The following is a 13,522-nucleotide window of genomic DNA, read 5'->3' as shown; positions in this document are numbered from 1 at the left end:
GGCGCCGCGGGACAGGACCGCGACGGTCTCGCCCTCGTGCACCGCCGACAGCCGCAGCTGCTCCAGACAGATCGAGTTGAACAGGTTCTGGTCCATGGTTCTCTCCTGACTCAGGCGGGGGACAGGGGTGCGGCGTGCGCGGCCAGGTACGGGCGGACGGCGTCGAGGAAGCCGGGGAGGGCGTCCCACGGCACCATGTGGCCGGCGCCGGGGACGGTGACGATCTCGATGTCGGGGCGGGCCCGGCGCAGGTCGGCGACGGCGGTCAGCGGGACCACGGGACTGTCGCCGCCGCGGATCAGGACCACCGGGGCGGTCAGCTGCGCCCAGTACTCGAAGAAGTCCTCGGTCTCGAACCCCTCGTGCGTCTCCAGCACGGCGGTCTCGTCGCAGGAGGCGAGCACCTCGGCCCGCAGCTGCAGCTCCCGCTCCGGCCACGCCGGGTAGAAGCGGCGGACGGCCGCGGCGTCGGTGCCGCGCCGTGCCTCGTGCAGCTGCTCGAGGAACGCCTCCCGCGAGGTCGGGTACGGGCCACGACCGGGACCCGACGTCGGCGGGTCCACCAGCACGAGCAGACCGTGGTCGGCCGGTGCGTGCAGGACGGCCCAGGCGGCGGCGATCCGGGCGCCCATCGAGTGCCCGACGACGACCGGCGTCCGCAGCTCCAAGGCCTCGACCAGCCCGGCGACGTCGGCCGCGTAGTCGGCCAGCCGGTGGCGGCCGGCCGGTGCGCGGTCGCTCTCCCCCCGACCGCGGACGTCGGGCACGGTGACCCGGAAGCCCCAGTCGGCGAGGAGCACCGCGAGGAAGTCGGCGGTCGCGGCGGGGCTGGTGATGCCCGGCAGCACCAGCAGGTCCCGGGCACCGGGTTCCCCGTACCGCAGCACGTGGTGCCGCAGCCCGTTGGCCTCGACGTACGCGGACTCGCCGCGGATCTCGACGGTGGTCACGAGTCCCCCTCCGGAGGCAGCTGGTCGACCGCCCACTCCAGCAGCGGGCCGGCGAGCTCCGCGGCCGCGGGCAGCCGCACCCGGTCGGCCATGTAGCTCAGCTTCTCGACCGCCTTGGCGCGGGAGCAGGCTCCGGACAGCACCCAGTCGCGGGTCAGCCCGGCGAGGGTCTCCAGGAACGACAGCGAGTCACCGGCCTGGACGTCGTCGGCGCCGCGCAGCCCGCCGACCTCGTGCAGGCCGATGAGCCGGCGCACCTCCCGCAGCTCGACCTGGGCGGCGGCCGGGCCGATGCTGCCCAGCCACACGCCCACCGCCTCCGCCGAGCGCAGCGAGTGCGGGTACAGGTAGAAGGGGTCGTCCCACACCTGGGTGGCGTGGTCGAGCCGCGGCCCGCCGGGGAACATCCGCTCGATGTCGTGGGTCATGGCCGCCAGGCGCATCTCCACCGTCGCCGCCGGGTTGAGGTGCACCAGCCAGTCGCGCGCCCGCATCAGGTGCTCGGCCTGGTCGTAGGGGCGCACCCACTCGGCGGCCAGTGCCTCGACCTCGGTGTCCACCGGCACCTCGGGGGCGGTCCAGGGCGTCGCGGCGGTCCCCGGGGAAGGCACCGTGGCCGTCACCGCCGCCCCCGCCGCCGGGTGCGCCGCAGCGACACGACGCCCAGCACCACCGACACCGCGGACAGCGCCGCGGCCACCTTCGACCAGGGGTCCCCGGCCGGCGCCCGCTCGGTGACGGGGGGCAGCGTCCGCAGCGCCGGTCGGGCGGCCTCCGCGGCCCCCGTCGCCGGCGTCGTCGCGGTCGGCTGCCCGGCGGTCCCGCCCAGTGCGGCCTCGAGGTTGCGGGCGAACTGGGCGGTCACCTTGCCGGCCTGCTTGGCCACCACCTTCTGGCCCACGCTGCCGAGCGCCCCGGCGAGCGCGACCTCGCCCTCGACCATGACGACGGTGGCGTTCCCGACCGGCTCCAGCTGGACCGACACGGTGGCGCGCACGTTGCCCATCGCGCCGCGGACGCTCTTGCCGGTCGCGGTGAAGCCGATGAGCTTCTCCGGCACCCGCTCGACGATGGCCACCTTCGCGGCGAACGTCGCCGTCATCGGGCCCACGCTCTGGGTCAGCCGGACGTCGATGTCGTCGGGGGTGACGACGGTGAGCTCCTCGACGCCGGGCACGCACCCGGCCACGGCCTCGGGCCGTTCGAAGAACTCCCACACCGAGGCGACCGGCTGGGCGACCTCGAACTCCTCACGCAGCTTCATCGGATCCTCTCCTCCGCACGCAGCGGGGTGTCTCCCCGCGCACGGGGGCGCGGGGGTGGGGTCGGGCGGCGGACCGCCCGGGGGTCAGGACGCGGCGCCGGTGCGCAGCTCGGTGAGCACCCGCCGCACGTACGCCGGCACGAGGTGCCGGCGGTACTCGGCGGAGGCCCGGACGTCGGACGGCGGGTCGACCACCTCGAGCACCGCGGCGGCGGCGTCGTCGACGGCGGCGTCGTCCAGCGTGGAGCCCTCCACGGCCGCCGCGGCGGTCGGCGCGAGGACCGGGGTGTCCGCGACGCCGCCGAGCGCGACCCGCACGTCCCGCCACCGGCCGTCGGGGTCCCGGTCCCCCGTGGCCACGACGCTGACGACGGCGAAGTCGTTGTGCTTGCGGCACAGCTCGGCGAACGCGGCGTGCCGCGGCGACCGCGGGAACTCCACCTCGGTCACCAGCTCGTTCAGCTCGAGCGCCGTGGCGTAGGAACCGACGTACAGCTCCGACACGGGGATCCGGCGGGTGCCGCGCGGCCCGGTGGCGGTCACCACGGCCCCGAGCACCAGGGCCGCGAGCGGGAGCTCCCCGGTCGGGTCGCCCTGCACGAGGGCGCCCCCGACGGTGCCGCGGTTGCGGACCTGGCGGTCGCCGATGTGCCGCACGATCCGGGTGAGCAGCGGCAGCCGCTCGGCGACCAGCTCCGAGCGCTCCAGGGTCGCGTAGCGCACCAGCGCCCCGAGGACGGTCCGCTCGCCGTCGACCCGCACGTCGTCCAGGTCGTCGACCTCGTTGATGTCGATCAGCGCGGCGGGTCGCCACAGCCGCATGTTGAGCATGGGCACCAGGCTCTGGCCGCCGGCCAGCACCCGCGCGGTGCCGTCGTACTCCCCCAACCGGGCCACGGCCTCGGCAACCGTGGTGGGCCGGTGGTAGGCGAAGGCAGCGGCCTTCACGAGGTCCGCCCCCTCCCCTGGGCGACGCCGACACCGGCGAAGCGGGCGAGCACGTGGTTGACGGCGGACTTCTTCTCCGTCACCAGCGGCGCGGCGGCACGGGCGCTCCACACCGTCTCCGGTCGGACCTGCAGCACGTGCACGTCGCCGGCCTCACTCACCGCCCACTCGATGTCCTGCGGGGCGCCGCGGTGCTGCTCGATCCGCTTGGCCAGCTTGGCCAGCGCGTCGATCTGCACGTCGTCGAGGCAGGCGACGTCACAACGCTCGACCGGGACCGGCACCAGCCCGACCGCGGCGGTGGCCGGGTCGACGCTGTACTGCTCCTCCTGCCGGACCACGTCCCGGCGGACCACCTCGAAGGTGACCTTGTCGACGACGTAGCGGCTGGGGGTGATCCCGCCGCTGACCACGCCCTCACCCAGGCCCCAGCAGCCCTCGACGACGACCTTGGAGCGGTCCCCGCTGACCGGGTCGAGGGTGAACATGACCCCCGCGGCGCGGGCCTCGACCATCTGCTGGACGCCCACGCAGATGCCGTGGTCGGCCAGGACGGCGTCCGGGTCGGAGTCGGGCCGGTAGGTCAGCACGGCGGCACCGAACATGCCGGCCCAGCAGCGGCGGACGTGCCGGAGCAGGTCCTCGGCGCCCCGGATCCACAGGAAGGTGTCGTACTGCCCGGCGAAGCTGGCGCCGGCGAGGTCCTCGGACTCGCCGCTGGAGCGCACGGCCACGGGCAGATCGGCCTGGCCGGTGCGCCGCTCCAGCTCGGCGTACCCGACGCGGATCGCCGCCTCCAGGTCCGCCGGCAGCGCAGCGGCCTCGATGACGGCGCTGAACTCGGCGCTGATGGCCTGCACCCGGGCGAGGTCCGCGCCACGAGCGGCGGCCCGGACCTCCCGGGCCCGCTCGGCCAGACCCGCGGACTCCAGGAAGTGCCGGTAGGCGCTGGTGGTGATGCCGAAGCCCGGCGGGACGGCGAACCCCGCGGCGGTCATCTCGGCGAGGCTGCCGAACTTGCCGCCGAGCTGGCGGTTGCCGTTGGCCGCGGGGTCGTCGATCCAGAGGACGTACGGGGCGGGGGTCGTGGTGCTCATGCGGATGCGTCCTCCAGGACCCGGACGACACCGGTGTCGCCGTCGACCTCGATCAGCTGGCCGGTGCGGATGGTGGTGGTGGCGAAGCCGGTGCCGACGACTGCCGGCAGGCCGTACTCGCGGCAGACGATGGCGGTGTGGGCCATGATCCCGCCGACGTCGGAGACCGCGGCCGACAGGCGGGAGAAGACCGGCGCCCAGCTCGGGGCGGTGATCCGGCAGACGAGGATGTCGCCGTCCTCGACCTCGTGCAGCTGCTCGGGGTCGATGATCACGCGGGCCCGGCCGGTGACCCGGCCGGCGGAGGCGGCGACCCCACGCAGCTCGTTCGGGTCCTGGTCCTCGGTCCCGAGCCACTCCTGGACCGACTCCTGGGTGATGCCCCAGAGCATCACGGTCAGCGGCTCGGTGATGAACTCCGGCGGCACGCCCAGCGCCGGCAGCGGCGGGTTGGCCTTGAGGACCTCACGGATGCGCTTGCGGCGCTCGACCTCCGGACGCCAGTAGGTGACGCCGCGGGCCTCCGTGCCGGTCGCCCAGCCGATGTTGAGGTCGTAGAGGGCCGAGTAGACCTCGTTGCGGTGCAGGTAGAAGAGGTCCTCGCGGTCGTCGAGGAAGCCGTGGGCGACGAAGACGTCGCCGAGCTCGCGCACCTTCGACCAGAACAGCGAGTGGTGCCAGTGCTCCACGTAGAAGTTGTGGTTCTCGACGAACGGGAAGACCTGCCGGGCCAGCTCGACGAGCCCGTCGAAGGACTCCCGGTCCTCCTCGGTGGGCAGGTAGTCGCGGTACTCCGCGGTCACCCGGACCCGCTCGGCCATGATCTCGTCGAGCGGGCGCCGGATCTCCTCCCCGGCCAGCAGTGCCTGCACGTAGCCGCGCAGCGCGCTGAAGGGCAGCCGCAGGTCGTCGATCCACGCCCGGTCGCTGTGGGTGTACCCGGCGCCGGTGGAGAACCAGAACCACGGGTCCTTGGCCTCCTCGAAGGCCGCGGTCCACTGCGCGCCGTTCGGGTGCGCGGAGATCGCCGCCAGCGTCGCGTCGGGGTCCTCGTTGCCCAGGACGAGGTCCGCGAGCCCCAGCTCGACGGCGAGGCGCGCGAGTCCGCGCACCTCGTCGTCCGGGCGGAACAGCAGGATGTCGATGCCCGAGACCATGCTCGCGATGGTCTGGTCGGTGATCCCCGGGAAGGCAGCCTGGCAGAACTCCCGGAAGGTCAGGTAGGCGCCGTACCCGAGGTTGAGCATCTCGAAGTGGTACGAGCCCATCTCGAACAGGTTGTTGATCAGCTCGCCGTACGTGGTGAGCAGCTCGTAGGTGGAGTAGGTGCCCCGGTGCTCCAGGACGCTCTCCACGGGCTCCATCTCCGGCAGCGGCGCGAACCGGATCGCCTTGAGGCGCTCGATGCAGTCGGTGGCCTTGGCGACCCACTGCTCGTAGATCTCGTCCCAGTTCTCGTAGTAGTGCCCGGCCCGGACGGCGAACTCCTCCGCCCGCTGGGCGACCGCCTCCGGGTCGGTGACGGCGTTGGGGCTGATGTAGAGGTAGCCGTTGATGATCCGGTGGTCGATGCCCCCGGCCGGCGGCACCGGCCACACCCGGGTCGACATCTGGCTGGCCGCGACCCACCAGTTCTCGGTCATGATCGTGTCGAACGGGTAGAGCGGCTCGGGGTTGTGCATCCCGTCGAAGAACCAGAACTTGCCGTCCTCGAACTCCCGGCGCTCGTCGCTGAGGAGGGCGTAGTAGGGGTACATGCTCTCCCACCCCTCGGCGCCGTCCGGGGTCTGCACCGCGAACGGGCTGGCGAAGCGCTTGCCGGGGACCGCCTGCGCCGGGGCGTCGGCCGCCGGGGCCGGCCGGGGCTCGGACACGGAGTCGGTCGAGGGGCTGGAACTGGTGAGCGTCATGCGGGCGCCTCCGCCTGGGAGAGGGTCGTGGACAGGTGCTCCGGCTCCCGGGGGGCCGGCCGCGGTGCCGTGCGCGGGGCCGGAGCCGGTGTCGCCGGCAGGGCCCCGAGATAGGTGAGGACGTCGTCGAGCCCGACGACGTCGCCGTACTTCTCCTGGATGTCGAACAGGCTCGCGTCGTGCGGGCCGGCTGCCCGGTCGGCCACGCACTCGCGCGGCACGAGCACCGGGTAGCCGCTCTGGACGGCGTCGACGACGGTGGCCCGGACGCAGCCACTGGTGGTGGCGCCGGTGACGACGACCGTGTCGGCGCCCAGCGAGGCGAGGTGGGCGCTCAGGGCGGTGCCGAAGAAGGCCGAGGCGCCGGTCTTGACGACCAGGTGCTCGTCGGGCCGCCGGGCCAGCCGGTCGTCGACCTCCACCAGGCGACTGCCCACCTCGAGCGCGGCCATGCCGGTGGCCTTCTGCAGCCACACGAGTGAGGCCGCCTGCGCCGGGTCGTAGGCGATGGTGGTGAAGACGACCGGGACGCCGAACGCGCGGGCGGCATCCAGCAGGCGTGCGGTGGCCGCCACCGGGGCGCTCGCGTCCGCCGCCGTCGGGTACTGCGGGTCGGTGAAGCCGTAGGTGAAGTCGACGACCACCACGGCCGGCCGCGTCCCGCGACGCACCGACCGGCCGAAACCGGCCCGGTCGTACACGCGGGCGGTGGCACTCGGTTCCACGGGGAACTCCTCTCCAGGTCTCCTCGGGGCGGGGGTGGCCCGGTGTGGCCCGGAACACGTTGTTGGCATACGTGTATACCAGCCACAGCCGAGATCACAACCCCCCGGACAGCACTGCCGCCGTCCACCCTGGCCCATGGGGAGGCCCGGCGGAAGCCTCGACGGCAGACGCAACGGGCGCGAAACCGGCCGTAACGCCCCGGCTACGAGCTGCGGAGATCAGCGAGAGAGCCGCGCGAGCTGGGCCTTGTCGGCGGTGGCATACCGGTATACGTTCCCGCCCCAACCGCTCCCCGTGCACCGGTCCACGGGGATCCGGACCGCATGGCTCCGCCGGCTCGGTGCCGTTCCGGGCGGGTCCGCACCTCCCTCGACGCCGTCGTCCGCGCTGCCCTGCGCGAGACGACTCCTCCCCCTGCACAGGAGACGACATGGAACAGTTCCCCGAACAGGCATCCACGAACTGGATCATGGCCACGTTCATCTACACGCTCGGCGCGGTCGCCGTGCTGCTGGTGGTCGCCGGCCTGGTCTTCATCGACAAGGGCCTCGTGCGCCGCCGCAACGTCCTCGACACCACGATCCAGAAGATCGGCGCCGCCATGGTGGGCGGTCTGGGCACCCTCCTCATCGGCTACCCGATCTGGCAGTGGCAGTTCAACCAGGCCTTCGGCGTCCCCCAGCCGTTCTGGCAGGCGGTGCAGGACTGGTGGCTGGGCGGGGCGTTCACCACCACCGCATCGCGCCACATCGACCCGGCCGCGCTGCCCGAGGCAGACGTCCTGCAGATCTTCCTGGTCTTCTTCGTGACGTTCACGATGGCGACGATGGCGCTGATCCACACCGGCGTCGTCGAGCGCATCAAGCCGTTGCCGCTGTACGTGATGTCCTTCGTCGTCGGCGCCGTGCTGTCCCCGCTGGTGGGGTACCTGTGCTGGGGCTCGCTGTCGCCGCTGACCCTGCGGGGCACGCACGACTTCGACGGGATCTTCCCGCTGTACATCACCGCGGGGACCTTCGTGCTCGTGCTGGCCTGGCGGGTGGGCCCGCGGCTCGGGGCCTTCCGCCCGCACCCCAGCGGCGCCCGGCCGGCCTCGCACAACGCCGCGTTCGTCGGTGTCGGCGTGCTGCTGATCCTCTTCGCCCTGCCGTTCATCACGATCGGGAGCGGCTACATCGTCCCCGACGTCGGCTTCTTCGGGATCTCCTTCACCGAGAGCGGCCTCGGCATCGTCATCGTCAACCTGTTCGCGTCCATTCTCGGCGGCGCGGTGGTCGGCCTGGTCCTCGCCCACCTGCGGCGGGAGCCGTCCTGGGCGCTGCTGGGGCCCATCGCCGGCGTCGTCATGGGCGGCACGCTGTTCGACATCGGGACGGCCTGGGCCTGCCTGCTGGTCGGCGGGCTCGGCCCGCTGGTCGCTCTCGGCACGGCTGCACTGCTGCGCAAGGCCCAGATCGACGACCCGAAGGTCGTCCCGCTCGCCCTCGGCCCGGGCATCCTGGGCGCCCTGCTGACCGGGTTCATCGAGTGGGGGACCCCCACGGGCGGCTACATCGGCCTCGAGGGCCAGTACGCCGTGGGCGTCGGTGAGATCACGCCCTGGTGGCAGCTGGCCGGGGTCGTGGCCACGATGCTCGTCGCCGGCGTCCCGGCCCTGCTGATGTGCTTGTTCTTCGAGCGCTTCGGTGGGCTGCGGGTCGACGAGGAGGCTGAGCTGACCGGCCTGGACGCGGCGCAGTGGGGGGTCTCGAACTTCGCCGACGACCTCGACCCGGCCGCCGCCCCGGCGTCCTCCGTCATCCCGCCGTCCCGGCAGGCGCCCGAGGGCACCCCGACCGGCGGCGGGCTGCCGGTCTGACCCGACACGGAGGCGCTCCCGACGGGTCCGGGAGCGCCTCCGTCCGGGGGACGGCGCGGACGCACAGGAGCGGGCGCGCCGTCCGCGGGCCGTATCCTCGCCGGGCAGGTTGGACGAGGGGCCCGGACGCCGGGCCACCGAGGACGGAGCGCAGGATGCAGCCTCTGGGACGTGGTCTGGTCCCGATGTCCCAGCGCACCAGCGAGGGCGTGGCCCGCATCCTGCGCACCGAGATTTTCTCCGGGCAGCTCAAGCCCGGGGAGCCGCTGCCGGAACGGCTGATCGCCGAGCAACTCGGGGTGAGCCGGACGCCGGTCCGGGAGGCGCTGTTCACGCTGCAGAGCGAGGGCCTGGTCGAGCTCACCCCCAACCGCGGCGCCTCGGTGCGCACCGTCACCGCTCACGACATCGTGCAGATCTACTCACTCCGCGGGGTGCTGGAGTCCTACGCCGCGCGTGAGGCAGCCCGGACCCGCACCCGTCAGGACCTCGACGCGCTCGAGGACGCGCACGCGAAGCTGGAGCGGATCACCGCCTCCGGGGGCACCGCACCCGAGCAGGCCCTCGCCGACCTCGCCTTCCACACGCTGATCAGCGAGGCGACCGGCAGCCGGTTGCTGCACACGATCATGGGGCAGGTCCTGGCCTTCACCGTCAGCTACCGCTCGAACTACTCCTACCCCACCGCGCGGACCGCCGCGGCGATCGCCGAGCACCGCGCCATCCTCGACGCCCTGCGGGACGGCGACGCTGACGGCGCCGAGCGCCTGATGCGGGAGCACATCGCCTCGTCCAGCCGTTTCGCGCTGGAGCAGTTCCACGACCCCGAGCACGTTCCCGGGCTCGGCACGACCGACTGACGCCCCCCGGCGTCAGTCGGTCACTCCACGGCCTCGATGTCGAACTGCGCCGTGCGGTTCTCGACCGAGGTGACGGTGATCCGCAGGGCGATCTGCTCGTCGGTGTCCGGGTCCGTCGCGGTGCACTCGGTCGTCGCGTCCACCTCGGCCTCCAGGTCACCCGGGCAGGAGACCTCCGGGGCGACGCCGAACTCCGCCTCGATCGCGGTCGCCACCTGGCCCTCCAGCTCCCCCTGCTCGATCGCGGAACTGCACGCCGTCAGCCCGACGAGCAGGGCGGGAACGGCGAGGAGCTGGGCCGGACGACGGCCGGGTCGCGACACGGTTCGCTCCTCGGGGACGCTGCGAGGGCAGACCAGCTGACCCTAGTCCGGGATGCGAACGGCCTCCGGACGCGCCGCGTGCCCGCCCTCACCGGAGCGGCCGGAAGAACTCCCGGACGTCGGCCACGAGCAGGTCGGGCTGCTCCATCGCGGCGAAGTGCCCACCCCGGTCGTGTTCGTGCCACAGCCGGAGGTCGGGGAACTGCTGCTGCACCCACTCCCGGGGTGGCTGGAAGATCTCGTGCGGGAACAGGGAGACCCCGGCGGGCACGGGGACCGACGGCGTCCGGCCGGACGGCGCCTGCGCCATCTCCCAGTACATCCGCGCCGAGGACGTCGCCGACGCGGTGAACCAGTAGGTCGAGACGTGGTCGAGGACCCGGTCGGCGCCCAGCACCGCCACCGGGTCGTCGTCGCAGTCCGACCACGCGGCGAACTTCTCGAGGATCCACGCGCACTGCCCGGCCGGGGAGTCGGTGAGCCCGTACCCGAGGGTCTGCGGGCGGGTGCGCTGCTGCTGGTTGTAGGCGGCACCCTCGGCGCGGAACGCGCGCTCGCGGTCCAGGGCCCGCTGCTCGCGCTCGGTGAACTCCGTGCGGCCGGCCGGGGGCCCGGTGACCACCATGTTCAGGTGGACGCCCACGACCCGCTCGGGGTGCCGCGCACCCAGATTGGCCGAGACGAACGAGCCGATGTCCCCGCCCTGGGCACCGAAGCGCTCGTAGCCCAGCCTCGTCATCAGCGCGGCCCACGCGTCGGCGGTGCGCTCCAGCCCCCATCCGCGCGAGGACGGCTTGCCGCTCCAGCCGAAGCCGGGCAGTGAGGGGACGACGACGTCGAAGGCGTCCGCCGGGTCGCCGCCGTACGCCGCGGGGTCGGTGAGCGGCCCGAGGACGTCGAGGAACTCGGCGACCGACCCCGGCCAGCCGTGGGTGAGGACCAGCGGCAACGCGTCCCGGCGCGGCGACCGGACGTGCAGCACGTGCACCGGCAAGCCGTCGATCTCGGTGACGACCTGCGGGACGGCGTTGAACCGCGCCTGCCGCGCCCGCCAGTCGTACTCCTCGGCCCAGTACCCGCAGAGGTCCCGCAGGTAGCCGAGGGGCACGCCCTGCGACCAGTCGTCGACGGTGGCGGGCTCCGGCCACCGGGTGTCCCGGAGGCGGCGGCGCAGGTCCTCGACCGCCTGGTCGGGCACATCCACGGTGAAGGGCCTGGTGACGGCGTCGTCCACCCCGTCACCGTAACGGGGCTTGCGCGTCGGAGACCAGGGGTTCTATCGTTCATTACATGAGTAATGAACCAACGGACCGACAGGGCCCGTCGCGGGACCTGTCGTGAACGAGGACGGCGGCCCGATCTTCCGGCAGGTCGCCGAGCAGATCGAGAACGCGATCGTCGACGGCTCCCTCCCCGAGGAGAGCCAGGCGCCCTCCTCCAACGAGCTGGCCGCCTTCCACCGCATCAACCCCGCCACCGCCGCCAAGGGACTCAACCAGCTGGTGGCGGACGGGGTCCTCTACAAGAGACGAGGAGTGGGGATGTTCGTCGCCCCGGGCGCCCGCGAGCAGTTGCTGAAGCGGCGCCGCAGCGAGTTCGCCGACCAGTACGTCCGCCCCCTCATGACCGAGGCGCAGAAGCTGGGGATCTCCAGCCGGGAGCTCACGGCCATGATCGACCGCTGGGGAGGGGCCCGATGACCGCCGCGGCCACCGTCACCGACGTCACCATGCACTTCCGCGAGCACACCGCCTTGGACGGCGTCACCACCGCCTTCGAGCAGGACGCGATCACCGGCCTGCTGGGCCGCAACGGCGCCGGCAAGACCACGCTGATGCAGCTGCTGACCGGGCACCGCGTGCCCACGCGAGGTCGCGTCGAGGTCTTCGGGGCCGCGCCGTACGAGAACGACGCCGTGCTGAGCCGGATCTGCTTCATCAAGGAGGGCCAGCGCTACCCCGACCACTTCCGGGTGCGTGACGCGCTGGACTCGGCGGCGCTGCTGTTCCCCGGGTGGGACGCCGACCTCGCCGCCGCCCTCGTCGCGGACTTCGACCTCCCGGCCCGCCGGCCGGTCAAGAAGCTCTCTCGCGGCATGAACTCGGCCGTCGGCATCGTCATCGGCCTGGCCTCCCGCGCCCCGCTGACCCTGTTCGACGAGCCCTACCTCGGGCTGGACGCCGTGGCCCGTCAGCTGTTCTACGACCGGCTGCTGGCCGACTACGCGGAGAACCCCCGCACGATCGTCCTGTCCACCCACCTCATCGAGGAGATCAGCTCCCTGCTCGAGCGGGTGCTGCTGATCGACCGGGGTCGTGTCCTGCTCGACGCCGACGCCGAGTCCCTGCGGGGCAGCGCCCTGACCGTCGCCGGGCCGCGGGACCGCGTCGCGGCCTTCGCCGCGGCCCACGAGCTGCTGCACACCGAGACGCTCGGCGGGTCCAGCCGGGCCGTCGTCCGGCTCCGCCCCGGCACGGACGCGGACGACGTGCGCGCGGCCGGCCTGTCCTCCGAGCCGACCAACCTCCAGCAGCTGGTCATCGCCATGAGCCTGCAGACGGCCCAGGCCCGCCCGACCGCCCTGTCCGACCTCGAGGAGGTCTCCCGGTGAACCGCGTCCTGGCCGCCACCCGCCTCAACGCCGCACACGGCCTCGTCATCTTCGGCGTGCCCTGGCTGGTCGTGGGCATCAGCTTCGCCATCAACTGGGCCATCTGGCAGCTCGCCGACATCCCCGAGCAGACCGGCACGGACGGCTTCACCGGTGGTGTGCTCGCCCTCTACATCACGGTGATGATCGTCTTCGTCCAGACGGTCACCCAGCTCCTGCCCTTCGCCATGGGGGTCAGCCTCAGCCGGCGCACGTTCTTCCTCGGAACAGCGCTCATGGGCGTGCTGCAGGCGCTCGGGTACGGCATCGCCCTCGCGATCCTGACCCGCATCGAGAATGCCACGAACGGGTGGGGCGCCGGCCTCGACTACTGGGCGCCGGGCCCGATGGAGGTCGACAACGTCGCCCTGCAGGTCCTGGTCTCCGGCGCACCCATGCTGGCCTTCATCATCGCCGGCATCGGCATGGGCGTGGTGCAGAAGCGTTGGGGTCCCAGCGGGGTCTGGGGACTCATCATCGGCTCGTTGGTGGTCTTCGGTGGCCTCGCCGTCCTGGTGACGTGGCTGCGCGCCTGGGGGGACGTCGGCTCCTGGCTGACCGACCAGTCGGTGGCCACGCTGGCCGTCGGTCTGCCGCTTGCCCTGGCCGCGGTCCTCGCCGTGCTGGCCTTCGTCGGCCTGCGACGGACGGTGCCCTGACCACGCGACCCCTGCTCTCCATCACCCCCTTCGTCACGTGACGGAGGGGGTGATGTACACCCAGCCGGCCGCACCACCCACCGTCGGCCCGCTGGCGGACGGCGGCGCGGCGGGGTGCTGCCAGGGGCGCCATTCCCCCAGATGCCGGCAGGGCCCCAGCACGGATCCTGGGGCCCTGTCGGGAATGGTTGTCCGGCGGCGTCCTACTCTCCCACCCCGTCTCCGGGGCAGTACCATCGGCGCTGAGAGGCTTAGCTTCCGGGTTCGGAATGAGACC

General features: G+C 72.9%; 14 protein-coding genes and 1 rRNA gene. 5 read left to right on the top strand and 10 right to left on the bottom strand.

Going from position 1 to position 13,522, the window contains the following annotated elements; translation table 11 throughout:
- Window positions 1–110: 110 nt before the first annotated feature.
- The 7 genes from CRP39_RS25970 to CRP39_RS25940 all read right to left on the bottom strand — a co-directional run bounded on the left by CRP39_RS25970 (window position 111) and on the right by CRP39_RS25940 (window position 6,894).
- Window positions 111–950 (bottom strand): alpha/beta fold hydrolase, encoded by an 840-nt coding sequence (locus CRP39_RS25970; RefSeq protein ID WP_172442644.1) that lies wholly within the window; start codon window positions 948–950, stop codon window positions 111–113.
- Entirely contained in the window at window positions 947–1,561 is a 615-nt protein-coding gene (locus CRP39_RS25965; RefSeq protein WP_143426757.1) for a hypothetical protein, read from the bottom strand. Before CRP39_RS25965 ends, CRP39_RS25970 begins: the two co-directional genes overlap by 4 nt.
- 8 nt (window positions 1,562–1,569) lie before the next feature.
- Window positions 1,570–2,214, bottom strand: coding sequence for an SRPBCC family protein (locus CRP39_RS25960; protein ID WP_097209299.1), 645 nt, complete (start codon window positions 2,212–2,214; stop codon window positions 1,570–1,572).
- An 84-nt stretch (window positions 2,215–2,298) separates the two neighbouring features.
- Window positions 2,299–3,162 (bottom strand): FAD binding domain-containing protein, encoded by an 864-nt coding sequence (locus CRP39_RS25955; protein ID WP_097209298.1) that lies wholly within the window; start codon window positions 3,160–3,162, stop codon window positions 2,299–2,301.
- A complete protein-coding gene (locus CRP39_RS25950) occupies window positions 3,159–4,259 on the bottom strand; it encodes a PEP/pyruvate-binding domain-containing protein (RefSeq protein ID WP_097209297.1) in 1,101 nt (366 codons plus the stop codon). The genes CRP39_RS25955 and CRP39_RS25950 overlap by 4 nt, the downstream gene beginning before the upstream one ends.
- Entirely contained in the window at window positions 4,256–6,169 is a 1,914-nt protein-coding gene (locus CRP39_RS25945; RefSeq protein WP_097209296.1) for a PEP-utilizing enzyme, read from the bottom strand. Before CRP39_RS25945 ends, CRP39_RS25950 begins: the two co-directional genes overlap by 4 nt.
- Window positions 6,166–6,894, bottom strand: a complete 729-nt coding sequence (locus tag CRP39_RS25940; protein ID WP_281253809.1) for an isochorismatase family protein — start codon at window positions 6,892–6,894, stop codon at window positions 6,166–6,168. The genes CRP39_RS25945 and CRP39_RS25940 overlap by 4 nt, the downstream gene beginning before the upstream one ends.
- Window positions 6,895–7,325: 431 nt before the next feature.
- Between CRP39_RS25940 and CRP39_RS25935 the strand changes: the two genes are divergently transcribed.
- A complete protein-coding gene (locus CRP39_RS25935) occupies window positions 7,326–8,753 on the top strand; it encodes an ammonium transporter (RefSeq protein ID WP_097209294.1) in 1,428 nt (475 codons plus the stop codon).
- Between the two features lie 185 nt (window positions 8,754–8,938).
- The gene (locus CRP39_RS25930; RefSeq protein ID WP_172442643.1) at window positions 8,939–9,613 is read left to right on the top strand and encodes a GntR family transcriptional regulator; all 675 of its coding nucleotides are present in this window, start codon (window positions 8,939–8,941) and stop codon (window positions 9,611–9,613) included.
- Between the two features lie 20 nt (window positions 9,614–9,633).
- Here the strand turns inward: CRP39_RS25930 and CRP39_RS25925 are convergent, their stop codons facing one another.
- Both CRP39_RS25925 and CRP39_RS25920 read right to left on the bottom strand, forming a co-directional pair.
- Complete coding sequence (locus tag CRP39_RS25925; RefSeq protein ID WP_172442642.1) at window positions 9,634–9,936, bottom strand: DUF4333 domain-containing protein; 303 nt, start codon at window positions 9,934–9,936, stop codon at window positions 9,634–9,636.
- Between the two features lie 88 nt (window positions 9,937–10,024).
- On the bottom strand, window positions 10,025–11,170 hold the full coding sequence (locus CRP39_RS25920) for an epoxide hydrolase family protein (protein ID WP_097209291.1): 1,146 nt from the start codon (window positions 11,168–11,170) through the stop codon (window positions 10,025–10,027).
- A gap of 103 nt (window positions 11,171–11,273) precedes the next feature.
- Here CRP39_RS25920 and CRP39_RS25915 point away from each other — a divergent pair, with 103 nt between their 5' ends.
- The 3 genes from CRP39_RS25915 to CRP39_RS25905 are packed head-to-tail and all read left to right on the top strand — an operon-like array spanning window position 11,274 to window position 13,245.
- Window positions 11,274–11,636 carry a GntR family transcriptional regulator gene (locus CRP39_RS25915; protein ID WP_097209290.1) on the top strand — a complete coding sequence of 121 codons (363 nt, stop codon included), beginning with the start codon at window positions 11,274–11,276 and terminating at the stop codon, window positions 11,634–11,636.
- Window positions 11,633–12,547, top strand: coding sequence for an ATP-binding cassette domain-containing protein (locus CRP39_RS25910; protein WP_097209289.1), 915 nt, complete (start codon window positions 11,633–11,635; stop codon window positions 12,545–12,547). Before CRP39_RS25915 ends, CRP39_RS25910 begins: the two co-directional genes overlap by 4 nt.
- Entirely contained in the window at window positions 12,544–13,245 is a 702-nt protein-coding gene (locus CRP39_RS25905; protein ID WP_097209288.1) for a hypothetical protein, read from the top strand. The genes CRP39_RS25910 and CRP39_RS25905 overlap by 4 nt, the downstream gene beginning before the upstream one ends.
- A gap of 190 nt (window positions 13,246–13,435) precedes the next feature.
- On the opposite strand, the gene rrf is transcribed toward CRP39_RS25905, so the two are convergent.
- Window positions 13,436–13,522: ribosomal RNA gene (gene rrf / locus CRP39_RS25900) — 5S ribosomal RNA — on the bottom strand; the annotation flags it as partial.

The sequence above is a fragment of the Geodermatophilus sabuli genome (genome assembly GCF_900215145.1).
GTDB lineage: Bacteria > Actinomycetota > Actinomycetes > Mycobacteriales > Geodermatophilaceae > Geodermatophilus > Geodermatophilus sabuli.
Note: the sequence above shows the minus strand (reverse complement) of the source record. Positions and strands in the feature narration are given on the sequence as shown.